Source organism: Mycolicibacterium aubagnense, assembly GCF_010730955.1.
Lineage (GTDB): Bacteria > Actinomycetota > Actinomycetes > Mycobacteriales > Mycobacteriaceae > Mycobacterium > Mycobacterium aubagnense.
The window spans coordinates 912,765-928,480 of sequence record NZ_AP022577.1; the positions used below are offsets into that span (position 1 = coordinate 912,765).

16 protein-coding genes, 1 tRNA gene and 1 pseudogene are annotated in these 15,716 nt (G+C 64.5%); 6 read left to right on the forward strand and 12 right to left on the reverse strand.

Features of this window, described 5'->3' with window-relative positions; genetic code table 11:
- On the reverse strand, nt 1-1,233 hold the full coding sequence (locus G6N59_RS04580; protein ID WP_268815805.1) for a damage-control phosphatase ARMT1 family protein: 1,233 nt from the start codon (nt 1,231-1,233) through the stop codon (nt 1-3).
- Nucleotides 1,234-1,499: 266 nt separating this feature from the next.
- On the opposite strand from G6N59_RS04580, the gene G6N59_RS04585 reads away from it, so the two are divergent.
- Nucleotides 1,500-1,664, forward strand: coding sequence for a hypothetical protein (locus G6N59_RS04585; RefSeq protein WP_163910974.1), 165 nt, complete (start codon nt 1,500-1,502; stop codon nt 1,662-1,664).
- Entirely contained in the window at nt 1,664-1,894 is a 231-nt protein-coding gene (locus tag G6N59_RS04590) for a hypothetical protein (protein ID WP_138230997.1), read from the forward strand. Before G6N59_RS04585 ends, G6N59_RS04590 begins: the two co-directional genes overlap by 1 nt.
- 97 nt (nt 1,895-1,991) lie before the next feature.
- Here G6N59_RS04590 and G6N59_RS04595 read toward each other — a convergent pair whose 3' ends face one another.
- Together G6N59_RS04595 and G6N59_RS04600 are read right to left on the reverse strand one after the other, a co-directional pair.
- Nucleotides 1,992-2,249: a DUF3297 family protein gene (locus tag G6N59_RS04595; protein WP_138230998.1), complete on the reverse strand. Its 258-nt coding sequence runs from the start codon at nt 2,247-2,249 to the stop codon at nt 1,992-1,994.
- Between the two features lie 471 nt (nt 2,250-2,720).
- Nucleotides 2,721-3,284 (reverse strand): TetR/AcrR family transcriptional regulator, encoded by a 564-nt coding sequence (locus G6N59_RS04600; RefSeq protein WP_234884277.1) that lies wholly within the window; start codon nt 3,282-3,284, stop codon nt 2,721-2,723.
- A 522-nt stretch (nt 3,285-3,806) separates the two neighbouring features.
- Between G6N59_RS04600 and G6N59_RS04605 the strand changes: the two genes are divergently transcribed.
- Together G6N59_RS04605 and G6N59_RS04610 are read left to right on the forward strand one after the other, a co-directional pair.
- Nucleotides 3,807-4,781, forward strand: coding sequence for an SDR family NAD(P)-dependent oxidoreductase (locus G6N59_RS04605; protein WP_138231000.1), 975 nt, complete (start codon nt 3,807-3,809; stop codon nt 4,779-4,781).
- Between the two features lie 160 nt (nt 4,782-4,941).
- Nucleotides 4,942-5,379 carry a TIGR03618 family F420-dependent PPOX class oxidoreductase gene (locus G6N59_RS04610; protein ID WP_138231001.1) on the forward strand — a complete coding sequence of 146 codons (438 nt, stop codon included), beginning with the start codon at nt 4,942-4,944 and terminating at the stop codon, nt 5,377-5,379.
- A 148-nt stretch (nt 5,380-5,527) separates the two neighbouring features.
- On the opposite strand, the gene G6N59_RS04615 is transcribed toward G6N59_RS04610, so the two are convergent.
- The 3 genes from G6N59_RS04615 to G6N59_RS04625 all read right to left on the reverse strand — a co-directional run bounded on the left by G6N59_RS04615 (nt 5,528) and on the right by G6N59_RS04625 (nt 7,108).
- Nucleotides 5,528-5,938 carry a RidA family protein gene (locus G6N59_RS04615; protein WP_138231002.1) on the reverse strand — a complete coding sequence of 137 codons (411 nt, stop codon included), beginning with the start codon at nt 5,936-5,938 and terminating at the stop codon, nt 5,528-5,530.
- A 164-nt stretch (nt 5,939-6,102) separates the two neighbouring features.
- Entirely contained in the window at nt 6,103-6,489 is a 387-nt protein-coding gene (locus G6N59_RS04620; protein ID WP_163910977.1) for an SRPBCC family protein, read from the reverse strand.
- A 10-nt stretch (nt 6,490-6,499) separates the two neighbouring features.
- A complete protein-coding gene (locus tag G6N59_RS04625; RefSeq protein ID WP_138231004.1) occupies nt 6,500-7,108 on the reverse strand; it encodes a TetR/AcrR family transcriptional regulator in 609 nt (202 codons plus the stop codon).
- Nucleotides 7,109-7,436: 328 nt separating this feature from the next.
- Here G6N59_RS04625 and G6N59_RS04630 point away from each other — a divergent pair, with 328 nt between their 5' ends.
- Entirely contained in the window at nt 7,437-7,883 is a 447-nt protein-coding gene (locus G6N59_RS04630; protein WP_138231005.1) for an MmpS family transport accessory protein, read from the forward strand.
- An 11-nt stretch (nt 7,884-7,894) separates the two neighbouring features.
- Nucleotides 7,895-10,738, forward strand: a pseudogene (locus tag G6N59_RS04635) (MMPL/RND family transporter); the annotation flags it as partial.
- Nucleotides 10,739-11,086: 348 nt separating this feature from the next.
- On the opposite strand, the gene G6N59_RS04640 reads toward G6N59_RS04635, so the two are convergent.
- The 6 genes from G6N59_RS04640 to G6N59_RS04665 form a co-directional block, all read right to left on the reverse strand.
- Nucleotides 11,087-11,160, reverse strand: a tRNA-Pro gene (locus G6N59_RS04640).
- Nucleotides 11,161-11,248: 88 nt separating this feature from the next.
- The gene (der, locus tag G6N59_RS04645; protein WP_138231006.1) at nt 11,249-12,655 is read right to left on the reverse strand and encodes a ribosome biogenesis GTPase Der; all 1,407 of its coding nucleotides are present in this window, start codon (nt 12,653-12,655) and stop codon (nt 11,249-11,251) included.
- Nucleotides 12,652-13,335, reverse strand: a complete 684-nt coding sequence (gene cmk / locus G6N59_RS04650) for a (d)CMP kinase (protein WP_138231007.1) — start codon at nt 13,333-13,335, stop codon at nt 12,652-12,654. Before cmk ends, der begins: the two co-directional genes overlap by 4 nt.
- On the reverse strand, nt 13,332-14,084 hold the full coding sequence (locus G6N59_RS04655) for a pseudouridine synthase (RefSeq protein WP_138231028.1): 753 nt from the start codon (nt 14,082-14,084) through the stop codon (nt 13,332-13,334). Before G6N59_RS04655 ends, cmk begins: the two co-directional genes overlap by 4 nt.
- Nucleotides 14,084-14,869, reverse strand: coding sequence for an SMC-Scp complex subunit ScpB (gene scpB, locus G6N59_RS04660; protein ID WP_138231008.1), 786 nt, complete (start codon nt 14,867-14,869; stop codon nt 14,084-14,086). Before scpB ends, G6N59_RS04655 begins: the two co-directional genes overlap by 1 nt.
- Complete coding sequence (locus G6N59_RS04665; protein ID WP_234884281.1) at nt 14,866-15,708, reverse strand: segregation/condensation protein A; 843 nt, start codon at nt 15,706-15,708, stop codon at nt 14,866-14,868. The genes scpB and G6N59_RS04665 overlap by 4 nt, the downstream gene beginning before the upstream one ends.
- Nucleotides 15,709-15,716: the final 8 nt, after the last annotated feature.

Below are 15,716 nucleotides of genomic sequence, written 5' to 3' on the forward strand. Positions count from 1 at the left end.
CTACTCGCCGCGAACTTGGATCAAGGCGTACCTTCCGTTGGTTCGCCATCGCTGTCCAGTGGCATCGAGTTCCGCGAATTGCTCGGACGTGAGGCCGACGACCACTTCCGATTTCAACGTCCGTAGGGCCGCCACCGGAGACGGAAAATAGCCCACGGTTTCGTTGAAGGAGGTGGTGGCGGGCCAGTACCGGTCTCCGACGAGGCGCCGATAGTTGAGGTCGCCTTTCATCAGGGTCATCGTGGCGGTCGCAAATTCGGCCGCGAGTTCGTCCGGCATGTCGTGAAACGCCAGCGGTGCACAAAAGAACCTGTGGGTGCGCACCTTGAGTCGGCCGCTGCGCACAGCGTGCCAGAGCCGGTCGCCGATCCTGCCGATCTGCGGGCGTGGCTCGGTCCTCAACCGTTGGATGACCGTCAGCACGTCGGCCATGGTCGCATCCGACACGTAGTAGGGGTGCGGCTTGACGTACAGCACAATCTCGGCCGCAAGACGTTGAGTGAGCAGACTGTCGGCCAGGGCGAGATCCGCCAGCAGCTCGCGTCCGGCGTTGTCTGCTACGACGCAGACGATCGGGTTGTCCTGTGAGCTGAGGGCAGACCAGAGCAACGCGCTGTCGTCGACGAGCAGGCCCTCCGACCGCGCTTCGGCGGCGGCTGCGTTCTTTTGGAGCTGGAAGCTGAGGTCGGCGCGGTTACCCCAGAGGGCGGCAACCAGCAGCGCGTCGTGCTGCTGGTCCCCCGGCCGCTCCGTCAAGTCGGCGAGCGCACTCAGTTCTTCATCGACCGCTGGTCCCGTCAACTCCGCGTTCTTGACGGGAGCGAACGGGTCGACTCCGCGCCAGGCGCCCGCCCCGAAGTAGCCGACAGCCTCGAGCAATCGGCGGTAGAAGTAGCTTTCGCTCCACAGGAACGGCAGCTCACCCCACGGCCGTCCGTAGAGGTGCTCTCCCCAGGCCAGCCAATCCTCCCGGTCATGAGCCTTCTCGGGCAACGGCTCGAGAACACCCGTGGTGCTCTCGACGAGAAGCTGTTGCAGCGTCACCTGTTCGGCGGAGGTGTACGGCGTTGTGTCCAGCACCTGACTAATCAGCTTTGGGTGCCGCTCATGGAACACACCCCATTCGAAGGAGCCAGGGATCTCTGTCGTGATCGTGGGCGCACCAGTGGTGTCCAGGATCGTTCTCCTCTCACCGCGTTGACGCACGCGACCATCAGTCCACCAGAGCCACATCAAGCTATCTGTTTGGCATGGCACCATCAATCCCACTGGGCCCAACGCCCGCAGTGTCTGCAACCACTAGGCCAGACAGCCTGAGGCGCCCGCCATATTGCCGGAATCAAACCTGTTGGCGGCCTTGATATTACGTATCTCAGTTCGAGAGATATCCCCATCCGCCTCAGGCGTCACACCCCGGTCTCGACATTCCACTGAGGGCGGTTCTCGCCTACGCCAATAACGTTCTCAGCGCTCCCGAAATCGGCCTACCATCGGAATTTATGGGCCTGGTGAAGGCAACCCACCAGAAGCGCACCGAGTTGACCGTCGACGTCACACAGCACGCCAAGAACTCGATGCAGCAGAAGTTGTGGCTCGACTCGATCCGGGGCAACACCATCACCACACGCGAGCCGAATCAATTGAACGAAGGAGGGATGGGCTGATGAAAACCGCACTTGCGATCGCCGCCGTGATCGCACTCAGCCCTATCGGCGTAGCCCACGCCACACCAGGACAATGCATCAACACACCCTGGGGCGGATACTGCGACGGACAAGCCGACCGCAACGGCATCTTCAACCACTGCGAAGGCGCACTAGGGTTCAGCAACTGCTTCTACGTGCGTGCGGTGCCCACGGATGTCGACCCGCGCGGATGGGTCCCGCTGAACTGACGCCGCGCTCCCGTACCGCGGTGCCCTCGCCCATCGCGACATCGTTGGCCTGGCCAAGGGCATGCTGATGCAGAGGTTCGATATCGCGATGCCGTCGCTATTTTTCGAGGCGGAAATACGGTTCAACCGTGCCGCTGAGCTTGACGACCATCGGATTTCCGCGGCGATCCTTGGCGGTAGGGACTTCCACACGCACCCACCCCTCGGCGACGTTGTATTCGCACACATTGGTCTTCTCGACGCCATTGAAGCGGATACCCACGCCGCGGAGGAGCGTCTCTTCGTCATAGAAGGCGCTGCGCGGATCGATGGAGAGATGATTCGGTGGAACGTCTGTGTTCTGATCCTGGGACATGGTGGCTTTCGTTGAATGCTGCGTTAGGTTCTTGGACTTGATTTTCTACGAACGTACGCGAACCTGTAGCAGCGGGTTCCGGGTAGGTTCTGCCGGCCACGCCTACGAGGTGCTTCCTCTCTGCACGCTTCTGGGCCTCGTGCCCCTTGTGCGCCCGAATCCAGACCACTGCACTGCCGTAGTCGTTGCCGTCGCAGGATGGTATTCCAGCACCCAGACGTAACACCGGGTCGGCCCCCACACGAATTCGGCAGCGTGACACTCTGTGACGATCTTGGCTCGTCACACTCGTGGCGCTCCACGGGTTTCGTGGGCACTTTCTCGCTGTCAGCGGTGATTTCTGTTGTGGTGCAAGGGTACTGACGACTTCTTGTGCTCATCGGCGCCGCAATCTTCCCTGTTCGGCTGGTGCCGTCGTGGCACTGAGGTATTCGCGGGACGATCCGACCCGAAGGGCACGTCGTCGCGGTCTCACCGACGGGTCGGCGCACGTCGCGGCCGGAGGTCCTCGATGCGGTCGAGGACCTCATCAAGGGCCGTTTCCAAGGGGGCGGGGTCGCGGTGAACCTGCGCGAGCAGGATGCCGCCTTGGACCGCGGCCAACAGTGCGGTCGCCAGGCGGTCGGGGTTGGCCGTGCGGCGCAGATCGCCCCGATCGGACATGGCCTGGAGGCCTGCGCGGATCGCCGCTTCCCACTGGTCGAATCCACCAGCGAGGTCGGCTCGACATTCCGGGAAGGGCTCAGCCAGCTCACCGACCAGCGACCCGACGGGGCAGCCGCCCTCGCAGTTCTGCTGGCGATATGTGTCGACGACGAAGTCTCGCCAGGCGCGCAACCCGTCCATGTTGTCCAGATTCCCCAGCGTTGCCAGCAGAGCCTGAATGCGGTGGGCGATGACGGCCCTGATCAGGGAGTTCTTGTCCCCGAAGTAGTGATACACCTGCGACGAGCCAACGCCGGCCGCCTTCTGGACGTCGCCAAGACTCGTACCGGCGACACCTTGGTCGTAGATCAGCTGGGCTGCTGCCGCCACGATTCGCTCCCGCGTGGCTCGCCCTTTGGGCGTGAGCCGATGCGGCTCGGAGGCCAATTCCATCGCTGCCATCATGTTGGCCAGGTCTGACGAGATCCGGCTCTGCGGGCCCCGCTGCCCTGATCCCCCTTTCCGATTTGCCTCATGCTGTCGGGCGGTCTGTGCGAACCTGCGCACGGGGCCACCTGAAGTCAGCGTAGCGTCAGCGTGACCAGTTTGTGAAGTGTGCGCTACATAATCTGTGGCGCAACCCGCGCGGACGCTGTTACGACAGCTAGAGCGCCGTGGACGCCTAGACCTTTGCATGGAAGCTTGAAATATGTCTTGCTGTCGCGCATTAGACACCAGACCCGAATCCGTACGTTGGCCGATGCACCGGTTGACATCAGCACGCATCGACACAATTATGTAGTGAGCGACCCAAAAAATACGCACGATTATGTGGCCGATAATCCAGAAACGAGGAAGACGCTAGCCGGCCAGCTCGTGCCAACGCGAAGTCTCTATCGAAAGGAAAACAGCATGGCTGCAACGTCTTCCAAAGCAGTTCTGATCACCGGCGCCAACGTTGGGCTCGGGAAAGAGGTCGCGCGTCAACTCGCTCTCGCGGGCGATTTCGACAAGATCTATCTGGCGTGTCGCAACGCTGACAGCGGGCAGTCCGCGGCCGCCGACCTGGAGCGCCGTACTGGCAGGCCCATCTTCACCGTAGTGCGCATGGACCTGACCGACTTGGACTCGGTGCGGTCCGCTCTGAGCACCTTGGATGACCCACTGCATTCCGTCGTCATGAACGCCGGCGGCACCGGCGGCCCAACACCGCTGGCGCTCACCGCTGATGGCGTCACCCACGTCTTCGGTTCCAACGTACTGGGCCACGTCATACTGCTCGAGAGTCTCCTCGCCGCCGGCGCTCTGACCGATGCGGCGGTCCTGGTCGGCAGCGAAGCTGCGCGCGGAGTTCCCTCGATGAGGATGCCGCAGCCCACGTTCGCGAACCACTCAGTCGAGGAGTTCGCCAGCGTGATCGACGGTTCGTTCTTCAAGCAGCACAAGTTCAATGCATTCCTCGCTTACGGACAGGTGAAATACCTTGGTGCGTTGTGGATGTCGGCACTCGCACGACAGCATCCGGACCTGCGGCTACTCACCGTGAGCCCGGGCAACACCGCAGGAACCGACGCCTTACGCGATATGGGCCCCGTCATTCGGGCCTTGATGAATCATCTTCTGTTGCCATACGTCCTGCCTGCGCTGGGGCGCGGACACCGATTGGAGACGGGTGCCCAGCGGCTGGTCGATGGCGTTATCGACCAACAGTTACGCAGCGGCGTGTTCTACGCCAGCGCACCAGGCAAAGTCATTGGGCCCCTGGTGGATCAGTCCGAGATCCTCGCCGACTTCAGTAACCCCGCAATACAGCGGAATGCCGACGAAGCCATCCACCGCTTCGCGGGATCATCTGGTCGGCCACCACGGACCTACCGTACGAACTGAGCGGAAACGGACAGCGCGATGATCCACCGTCGCTGTCAGACCGGCCTGACCCCAAAACGCCACCCCGCCAAGGCCGAAAGGCACGCACCACACCCCGCGTCGGCGGCGGCAGAGCCGTAAACGACGAGCACATAGACCACGACGACGAGAAGGATATTCCGTGACGACCCTTCGAAAAGCAGCATCACTATCCAGCCACGAACAAGGCCTGGTGGTGGTGTCGACGTTGCGAGCCAACGGCACCATCCAGTCGTCGCTCGTCAACGCCGGCGTGATGGCCCATCCGATGACCGGGGAGACGATCTTGGCCTTGGTCGCGGTGGGCCCGGTAAAGCTGGCGAACTTGCGGGCTCGACCCCAAGTCACGGCCACCTTCCGCAACGGTTGGCACTGGGCGGCGGTCGAAGGGAGCGCAGAACTCGCCGGACCCGACGACCCCCAACCCTGGCTGGACGCCGAAGGCCTCCGGCTGCTGCTTCGAGCGATCTTCACCGCGGCCGGCGGCGAACACGACGACTGGGATGACTACGACCGGGTGATGGCCGAGGAGCGCCGGGCAGCGGTGCTCATCCGTCCCGACCGGGTCTACGGCAACTGATGCCTGTGCCACAAGCTGTTTGGAGGTTGTCCGGCCGACGTACTCGGGATCTCGCGCACCGGGAGGTTCGCGTTCGGCGCATTCACCACCCGAACTTTTGCGCGGCGGCCAATCCGCGTTGCAGTAACCTCACCGCCAACGAGCCTTGCTAATCGAGAACCGCGATCGCCTCCACCTCGACGAGGATTTGAGGCATGAACAAGGCGCCGACACCGATCAACGTGCCCGGCGGCAGGAACGTGTCGATACCGAGTTTGGCGCAGGCTTGGGCGCGGCCCTGCTGCAGCATCGGCATTTTGTCCACGGTCCAGTCCACCACGTAGATGGTCATCTTGGCGATGTCGTCGAGGGAGCCGCCAATCTCGGCAAGGGCGGCGCCGACGTTGAGATAGCACTGCTCGACCTGCGCGGCGAGGTCGCCCTCGCCGACCAGCGTCCCGTCGGCGTCCCAGGCGACCTGCCCGGCCATGAACACGAGTTTGGAACCAGTCGCTATCGAGACCTGGCGGTGAAAGTCGACCCTGGGCAGGCTTTGCGGGTTCGTCAAAGTGATGGTCATCCAGACTCCTTGTCGTCGTGAGGGCTAACAACCCTTGATTGCGAAAACACTTGATACTGCTTGGGTTGGCGCGGCGCCGTACACGGTTGAGTGAATTTGGGCCGCAGTGAGTTCGCGTCGGCGTGCCACGGCACGGTGCGGGAGGAACCTGCCCAAGAAGGGGTTCACTGGGTTGTCCAGCTTCGGGTGTGGTGCAGCAGGGTCGGACCTGTGAGGTTGCCGTCGGCGATGACCAAAAAGGTCACCAACATGGTGGGAACGTGAAGGGCCGATTGCTCCCATTGCAACCGGGTGGGCGCCTGCGCGTCGGTGACCCGGCATCGGGCCGTGTGATCGCGGCCCTTGCGACGGCTGATGAGGCGAAACGTGGTGCCCAGCTGTAGTCGCACGTCAGCCGTCTCAGGATCGACGGAGTCCCAGGCGTCATACCACTCCGGGATCGTGTTCACCGTGGTGATCAGCTCCCACACCTTTTCCGCTGAGGCGTTGATGCTGATCGATCCGTTCAGGGTCTGGACGGTGTCCTGGCGCTGGCGTCGGTAACCGGTCACGCGGGGTGACTCATGACAGGGGTGCCGCCTCGGCTGCACGATCGGCCACATCGTCGATCCACCGCAACAGGCGCCGACTCTGACGGTGCATCAGGTCGGGGTCGCGCAAGGAGTGGGTGAGCACGGCGATCCCCTGGTAGGCGGCGACCAATGTGACCGCCAGATCGCGCGCGTCGGGTTGTCCCATCTCCTGGAATTGCCGCTCGGCCCAATCGATTACCGAACCCAGCAGCTCCTGACTGCCGACGGACGTTTCCGTCCCGCACCGCTTGTTCAGCTCGGAGGCGAGCGTTCCGATCTTGCACCCGTACTGCGAGATGGAATCGCGCGTGGCATCGAGCTCTTCGACGAAACCTTTCAGACGCGCACGCGGCGTCCGGCGCCGATCCAGACGTGCGAGCAGCTCGGCGCCTTCCCCGGCATAGCCCTCGACGATCGCGTCGACCAACTCGTCCTTCGTCTTGAAGTAATAGAAGATGTTCCCCACGGCCACGTCGGCCCCCGTCGCGACGTCGGCCAACGTAGTCCGCTCGACACCCTGGTGGTAGATCATTCGGCGAGCACTCTCTATCAGCCGCTGACGTTTCAGAGCTCCCCGCGACTTGCGCGTCCCGACCATGTTCACTGCCTTAATGAGTTGGTTGACTTACTAAAAGCGTAGCACTCGAGCGACAGCCACACCCTGTATCCAGGCCGCCGTGGCGAGCCGAACTTCCCAACTCACTGCACCGTTAGCGCATCACGATGTTAAGTTAGTTGTCTGACCTATTTTTGGAGACAACGTCTGCAGGCGTACGGGACCCGTTCTCTCTTCGACCTCGGCGTCGCGGCGCGGCGCGGAGACCTCCCACCCCCGCCTGGGGCTGCGTGAAGCACTCATGTGGTCGTGGTCGGCTCAGGAGGGCATCAGCTGAAGATCGCCTCCCACAAAATCGAAAGGCACAGCGATGAAAAGGTTTTCGATCGGCAGCGTGATCAGGCGACGCTGGACAGTGCTCATGACGGTGCTCGTGGTGGCGGTCGCGGGTTTCGGTGTGGACCGCCTGCACGGCATCTTCGGCTCGAATGACGTGGTGTCGTGGCCGCGCGCCGACTCGATAGAGAACAGCAAGTACAACCCGAAGCGGGTCCTGTTCGAGGTCTTCGGCAGTCCGCGGGCGGTGGCGACGATCAACTACCTGGACGAACACGCCCAACCCCAGCGCGTCGACAATACGACGCTGCCCTGGTCGCACCTGCTGACGACCACTGACCCCACCCTCTTCGCCGACCTCCGCGCACAGGGGGATGCAGACGCTCTCACCTGCCGCATCACTGTCAACGGCATCGTCAAGGACGAAAGGTCCACCACCAACGTGAACGGCTACATCTCCTGCCTGGACAAGTCCGCGTGAGCGAGCACCGCATGGAGGACCCGGTTCAGCCGTCGCGGGTCGCGCGGAACATCCGCCGATTCGCCGTGCCCATCGCCGTCTTCTGGGTCGCCGTCGCCGCCCTGACCAACGTCCTGGTGCCCACCTTGGAGATCGTCGGCGCCAGACACACGGTGGCCCAAAGCTCGCCGGACTCACCGTCGCTGAAGGCGATGAAGCACATCGGCAAGGTGTTCGGCGAGTTCGACTCCGACAGCAACGCGATGATCGTGCTGGAAGGCGATCAACCCCTGGGCGCCGACGCCCACGCGTTCTACGCCACCCTGGTCAAGAAGCTGGCTGCCGACCCCCATGTCGAGCACGTGCAGGACTTCTGGGGTGATCCGCTGACCGCGGCCGGTTCCCAAAGCAAGGACGGCAAGGCTGCGCTGGTGCAGCTGTACCTGGTGGGCAACCAGGGTGAGTCGACATCCAACGAATCGGTCGACGCCATCCGCAAGATCGTCGCCGACACACCGCCACCGCCGGGGGTCAAGGCCTGCGTCACCGGTGCGGCACCCCTGACCACCGACACCTTCGAGATCGGCAGCTCGGAGAACATCCTGATCACCGGGGTCACCTTCGCGGTCATCGGGGTGATGCTGCTGGTCGTCTACCGCTCGCTGGTCACCATGATCCTGATGCTGATGACGGTCATGGTCGAACTGTCCGCGGCCCGCGGCGTCGTCGCCGCCCTCGCCAACTCCGGGATCATCAGCCTGTCCACCTACACCACGAACCTGCTGACCCTGCTGGCGATCGCCGCGGGCGCGGACTACGTGATCTTCGTCGTCGGGCGCTATCAGGAAGCCCGCTCCGCCGGTGAGGATCGAGAAACCGCGTACTACACCATGTTCCGCGGCGTCATCCACGTCATCGTCGGCTCGGGACTGACCATCGCCGGGGCGGTGGCGTGCCTGAGCTTCACCCGGCTGCCCTACTTCCAGAGCCTTGGCGTGCCGGCCGCCCTCGGCGTGCTGGTTGCGTTGGCGGCCGCGCTCACGCTGGGCCCCGCGATGCTGGTGATGGCCAGCCACTTTGGGCTGCTCGAGCCCAAACACGCGACGCGCACCCGCGGCTGGCGCCGCATCGGAACGGTCATCGTGCGGTGGCCCGTTCCCGTTCTCGTCGCGTCGATCGCGATGGCTCTGATCGGCCTCCTCGCGCTGCCTGGGTACAAGACCGATTTCGATGCCCGACCGTATGTGCCCGCCACGTCGCCTGCGGCCGTCGGGTACACGGCTGCCGAACGCCACTTCTCCGAGGCGCGACTCAACCCCGAGCTGCTGATGATCGAATCCGATCACGACATGCGCAACCCCGCAGACATGATAGTTCTCGAGCGGGTGGCCAAGGCTGTCCTGCACACCCCCGGCATCGCCTTGGTCCAGTCGATCACCCGGCCCCTGGGCACGCCAATCACCCACAGCTCCATCCCATTTCAAATCAGCGCGAGCAGCGCCAGCACCATCATGAACCTCAGTTACCAGCAGGCCAGGGCCCAGGACATCCTCAAACAAATCGACCAGACCTCCAAATCGATCGACATCCTGCAACGACAACTGGTACTGCAGCACCAGAGCGCCGCCGCGACCGACGACCAGACGAAGGCATTCCACGACGCCGTCGATACCATCAACCAGGTCCGCGACAACTTGGCCAACTTCGACGACTTCTTCCGGCCACTGCGCAACTATTTCTACTGGGAGCCACACTGTTTCGACATCCCTTCGTGTGCAGCGTTGCGATCGGTGTTCGACTCCGTCGACGGTGTCAGCGAACTCGCCGACAAGTTCGCGACAATCACCGCCAGCCTGGACAAACTCAACGCCTTGCAACCGCAGCTCGAGGCCCTTATCCCACCGCAGCTCGCCGTTCAGCAGGCCAATCGCGACCTTCTCCGCTCGAACTACGCCACCACCGCAGGCATCGACGCGCAGACGGCGGAGGCGCTCAAGACCGCGACCGCGCTGGGCAAGGCCTTCGACGACGCCAAGAACGACGACTCCTTCTACCTGCCGCCCGAAGCATTCGACAACCCCGACTTCCAGCGCGGCCTGAAACTGTTCATGTCCCCGGACGGCCACGCCGCCCGCATGACCATCACCCACGAGGGCAAACCCGCAGCGCCGGAGGGAATCTCGCACATCGATCCGCTCAGGAACGCGGCGTTTGATGCACTCAAGGCAACCCCATTGGCGGACGCCAAGATCTACATCGCCGGAACAGCAGCGACCTACAAGGACATTCAGGGGGGCGCCATCTACGATCTGATGATCGCCGCGCTGGCCGGAATGAGCCTCATTCTGCTGATCATGGTTTTCATCACCCGAAGCTTGATCGCCGCGCTAGTGATCGTGGGGACCGTCGCGCTATCCCTAGGTGCGTCGATGGGGCTGTCAATCCTGGTGTGGCAGTACATCTTCGGCATCCAGCTGTATTGGGTTATCGTGCCGCTTGCCATCATGCTGCTGTTGGCGGTGGGGGCCGACTACAACCTGCTGCTGATCTCCCGATTCAAGGAGGAGCTGCACGCGGGACTCAAGACCGGAAACATCCGCGCGATGGCAGGTACCGGCGGCGTCGTCACCGCGGCGGGCTTGGTGTTCGCCGCCACCATGTCCTCCTTCATCGTCAGCGATCTCGTCATGCTCGGTCAACTCGGCACCACGATCGGCCTCGGCCTGCTCTTCGACACGCTGATCGTGCGGTCGTTCATGACACCGTCCATCGCGACTCTTCTGGGTCGCTGGTTCTGGTGGCCACTGAACGTGCGGACCCGACCGGCCAGCCAGATGCTGCAGCCCTACGGCTCCCGCATCTCCGTTCGCCATCTGCCCCGCAGGTACCGACAGGCGCAATCGGGACTGATCCTGTCAGGCGCCGCCCCCGGCCATGCGCACTGCGGCCGCTTACCGACGGGCCGGGGCGCGTCGGGGCCTGAGCTCGTCGATGCGGTCGAGGACGTCATCGAGTGCCGTTTCCAGAGGGGCGGGGTCGCGGCGAACCTGCGCGAGCAGCATCCCGCCTTCGACCGCAGCCAACAGCACGGTCGCCAGGCGGTCGGGGTTCGCCTTGCGGCGCAACCGGAGCTCGCGAATTCGATTGGCGGACGGCGTGCCGCGGACACAGAAAAGGCGGCTTCCGATCTCTCGGAAACCGCCTCTGACCTGCTACTTCATCTGTCGGGCTGACAGGATTTGAACCTGCGACCACTTGACCCCCAGTCAAGTGCGCTACCAAGCTGCGCCACAGCCCGCGGCGCTACCGGACGAACCGGCAACGGTTGGAAAGCCTACCTCAGACCTCCCGCCGGACCCTAAACGGGTCCGGCAGCGAGTCGGCCATCAGCGCTTGGTTCCGCGCTTCTCCCGCACCCGCACGTTGATCTTGATCGGGCTGCCCTCGAAGCCGAACTCTTCACGCAGGCGGCGCTCCAGGAACCGGCGGTAACCGGCCTCCAGGAAGCCCGTGGTGAACAGCACGAATGTCGGCGGCCGCGAGGCCGCCTGGGTGGCGAACAGGATGCGCGGCTGCTTGCCGCCACGCACCGGCGGCGGCGTCGCGGCGACGATCTCCTTGAGGAAGGTGTTGAGCCGTCCGGTCGGGATACGGGCGTCCCAGGACGCCAGCGAGGTCTCCAGCGCCGGCACCAGCTTCTGCACGGCCCGACCGGTTTTCGCGGAGATGTTGACGCGCGGCGCCCACTGGACCTGCACCAGCTCGCGCTCGATCTCCTTGTCCAGCAGGTACCGCCGGTCTTCATCGACCAGGTCCCACTTGTTGAACGCGATGACGAGCGCGCGCCCGGCCTCGATCACCATCGACAGCACCCGCAGATCCTGCTCGGTCAGCGGCTGGGAGGCGTCGATGAGCATGACGGCGACCTCGGCGGCGTCGATCGCGCCGTGCGTGCGCACGGAGGCGTAGAACTCGTGACCGCTGGCCTGGCCGACCTTGCGGCGCAGACCGGCCGTGTCGACGAAACGCCAAGTCTTGCCGTCCAATTCGATCAGCGAGTCGACCGGGTCCACCGTGGTGCCGGCGACGTCGTGTACGACGGACCGCTCGTCACCGGACAGCTTGTTCAGCAGCGAGCTCTTGCCGACGTTGGGCTTGCCGACGAGCGCCACGCGGCGCGGACCGCCTGTCCCGCCGCCCATTTCGGACACCGTCGGCAGCACCTCGAGCACCGCATCCAACAAGTCGGCGACGCCCCGGCCGTGCATCGCGCTGATCGAATACGGCTGTCCGAGACCCAGCGACCACAGCGCCGCGGCCTCGGATTCCACCTTCTCGTTGTCAACCTTGTTGGCCGCCAAGAACACCGGCTTGCCGGAGCGCTGCAGCCGCTTGGCCGCGGCCTCATCGGCCGAGGTCGCCCCTACCACCGCGTCGACCACCAGGATGATGGCGTCGGCAGTGCGCATGGCGACCGTGGCCTGCTCGGCGACCAGCATCTGCAGACCCTTGGCGTCGGGTTCCCACCCGCCGGTGTCCTGCACCATGAACCGGCGCCCGACCCACTGCGCGTCGTACGACACGCGGTCCCGGGTTACGCCGGGGATGTCCTGGACCACCGCTTCGCGCCGGCCCAGAATACGATTCACCAGAGTCGATTTGCCGACATTGGGTCGCCCGACCACGGCCACCACCGGGGGCGGGCCGGCGTACTCCTCGAGATCGGTTTCGAAGCCCTCCGGGCCGACCTCCCAGTCGCCTTCGTCGAACCACACACCGTCGTCGTCACTCATTGACGCACACCTACCTTCTGCTGCACGAGATCCAGCAGATGTGCCACCACATCAGCCTGGGTCATATCGCTGGAATCGACCACGACCGCATCATCGGCGGCCTGCAGCGGCGATACCGCGCGCGTGGAGTCCAGATGGTCCCGGCGCTGCACATCGGCCAGCACCGCTTCGTAGTTGTCGCCCAGGCCATTTGCGATGTTCTGCGCATTGCGCCGGCGGGCGCGCTCCTCGGCCGAGGCGGTCAGGAAGATCTTCAGGTCGGCGTCGGGCTTCACCACGGTGCCGATGTCGCGGCCCTCGACCACAACCGAACCGGCCGCCGCGATCAGCTCACGCTGCCGCTGCACCAGCAGCCTCCGCACAGCCGGGATGGCAGACACGGCCGACACCGCGAGAGTCACCGCGTCGCCGCGGATTTCGTTCGAAACGTCCTCGCCCGCAAGGTACGACGTGTCGTGGTCCGGGTCGAAGCTGACGGAGAAGTCGGTCTTCTCACACACCGAGACGACGGCATCGGCGTCGGCCGGGTCGATGCCCGCCCGCAGCACCGCCAGGGTCACGAGGCGGTACATCGCGCCGGTGTTGATGTGGTTGGCACCCAATGCGTGCGCCAAACCCGTTGACACCGAGGACTTTCCGGTACCCGCAGGCCCGTCGATGGCGATGACGACGGCGTTCACAGGCCCACCGCCTGGTACAGCTCGCCGACTTCCTTGCGCGTCAGCGCCCGCAGGCTGTTGACCCGCTGGTCCCCCAGCGCCACCGTGCCGATGTGGGTGCGCACCAGTTCCTTCACCGGGAATCCGACCTCTGCCATGAGCCGTCGCACGATGCGATTGCGGCCCTCGTGCAGCACGATCTTCACCAGCGACTTGCCCGCGGCCATGTCGACCACCGCGAATTCATCGACATGGACAGGACCGTCGTCCAGTTCCACGCCTTCACGCATCGTCTTGCTCAACCCGCGGGGCACAGTCCCCGCCACGGTCGCCAGGTAGGTTTTCGACACCTCGTACGACGGGTGCATCAGCCGGTGCGCCAGCTCGCCGTCGTTGGTCAGCAGGATCAGCCCCTCGGTCTCGGCGTCGAGGCGGCCGACGTGGAAGAGCTTCTTGTTGCCGCGTACCCGATGCTCGACCAGGTCGCCGATACACGGACGGCCCTGATCATCAGACATGGTGGAGTGCATGCCTTTTGGCTTGTTGAGCGCCAGATACACCAGGTCCTCGTCGACGAGCACCCGGCTGCCGTCCACCCGGATCGTCTGCCGGTCGGGGTGAACCCGGGTGCCGAGTTCGACAACGATCTCGCCGTCGACCTCCACCCGGCCGTCCAGGATCATCCGCTCGGCGACGCGGCGGGAGGCAATTCCCGCCTGCGACAACACCTTCTGCAGTCGCACGCCTTCTGCCGCGTTTTCACTGGCCATCATGTCAAGTCCCGATCTACGTCGAATTTGGCCGGCTGCGCAGCCGGCGCAGGAGTTCCGCCAAGTTTGGCGAAACGCGGCTCCTCAGAGAGCGTTTCAGTGATGTCGTCGATGACGTCGACATCCGGCAACAGCGGCGCGAGTTCCGGCAGCTCGGCCAGCGAGGTCAACCCCAACCGCTCCAGGAATAATTCCGTCGTGGCGAAAGTTGTTGCGCCACTATCGGCATCGGTGCCGGCTTCGATGATCAGACCGCGGGCCGCCAGGGTTCGCATCACCGCGTCGACGTTCACGCCGCGCACGGCGCTCACGCGCGCCCGCGTTACCGGCTGTCGATAAGCGACCACCGCAAGGGTCTCCAGCGCCGCGCGGGTCAGCTTGGACCGCGCACCGTCGAGAATCAGCCGCTCGACGTACGGGGCGTACCGGGCCCGGGTGTACATCCGCCAGCCGCCACCGGCCTCGCGCAGGTCGATACCACTGCCGCGCTCGGCCAGCTCGGCGGCCATCCGGCGCAGCTTGTCCTCGACCCGCTCGATCGACTCATCGAGCGCGGTGGCCAGCGAGTCGACCGGGGCCGGAGTGTCGACCACCAGAAGCAAGGCCTCCAGCGCCGAGCCCAGCTCGTCATCGGTGATCTCGGTGTCGATCTCGTCGGCCTCACCAGAAGCGATGTCAGCTTCGTCACCTTCGGCGACGGCGGCTTCCTCGGTCACACCGGCGTCAGGATCAACGTCCTCGCCCACGCTGCTGTCCGCGGTTATCACCGCGTCGTTGTCTGTCATGAGTCTTCTTCCACCGCCGCTGCCAGATGCTCGTTCCTCGGCCGCTCCCCGGTCCACGAAACTTGCAGCACTCCAAGCGGTTCAATCTGCTCGAAGTTTACCGCCTTGGCACGGTAGAGCTCTAATAGCGCCAGGAACCGCCCGACGATCTCCATCCCGCCGTCGCAGTCCGCGACCAGCTCGGTGAACGACGCCCACTCCCCGACGCCTCGATTCTCCAGCAGCCCCATCAGTTTCATCGCTTGCTCGGGCACCGACACCGCCTGCACATGCAGGTGATCGACCCGCAGCGACGGCACCGGACGCGGCGTGAATGCGCTCGCCGCGATCTGGGCGAAGCGGTCGGCGTCGACGCCCAGCATCACCTCGGGCAGCAGTTCGGTGAACCGGTCTTCCAGGGTGACGGCGCGCGGGTAGCTGCGCATCGCCGCGGCTTCGAGCTCGGCGAACATCAACGCGACGTGCTTGAACGCCCGGTACTGCAGCAGCCGCGCAAAGAGCAGGTCGCGGACTTCGAGCAGTGCCAGGTCGTCCTCGTCGTGGACCTCGGCGGCGGGCAGCAGGCGCGCGGCCTTCAGATCGAGCAGGGTGGCCGCGACGACCAGGAACGCCGTCGTCTCGTCCAGCTCCAGCTGGCTGCCGATCTCCTTGGTGTACGCGATGAATTCGTCGGTGACCCGGTGCAACGCGACTTCGGTGACGTCCAGCCGGTGCGCGAAGATCAGCTGCAGCAGCAGGTCGAACGGGCCCTCGAAGTTGGTGAGCCGGACCTGGAAGCCGGCCTTCTTCTCACCCGGTTCCTCGGGCGCCGCAGGGCCGGCCACGTCAGCACCACCCAAGTCGGCTT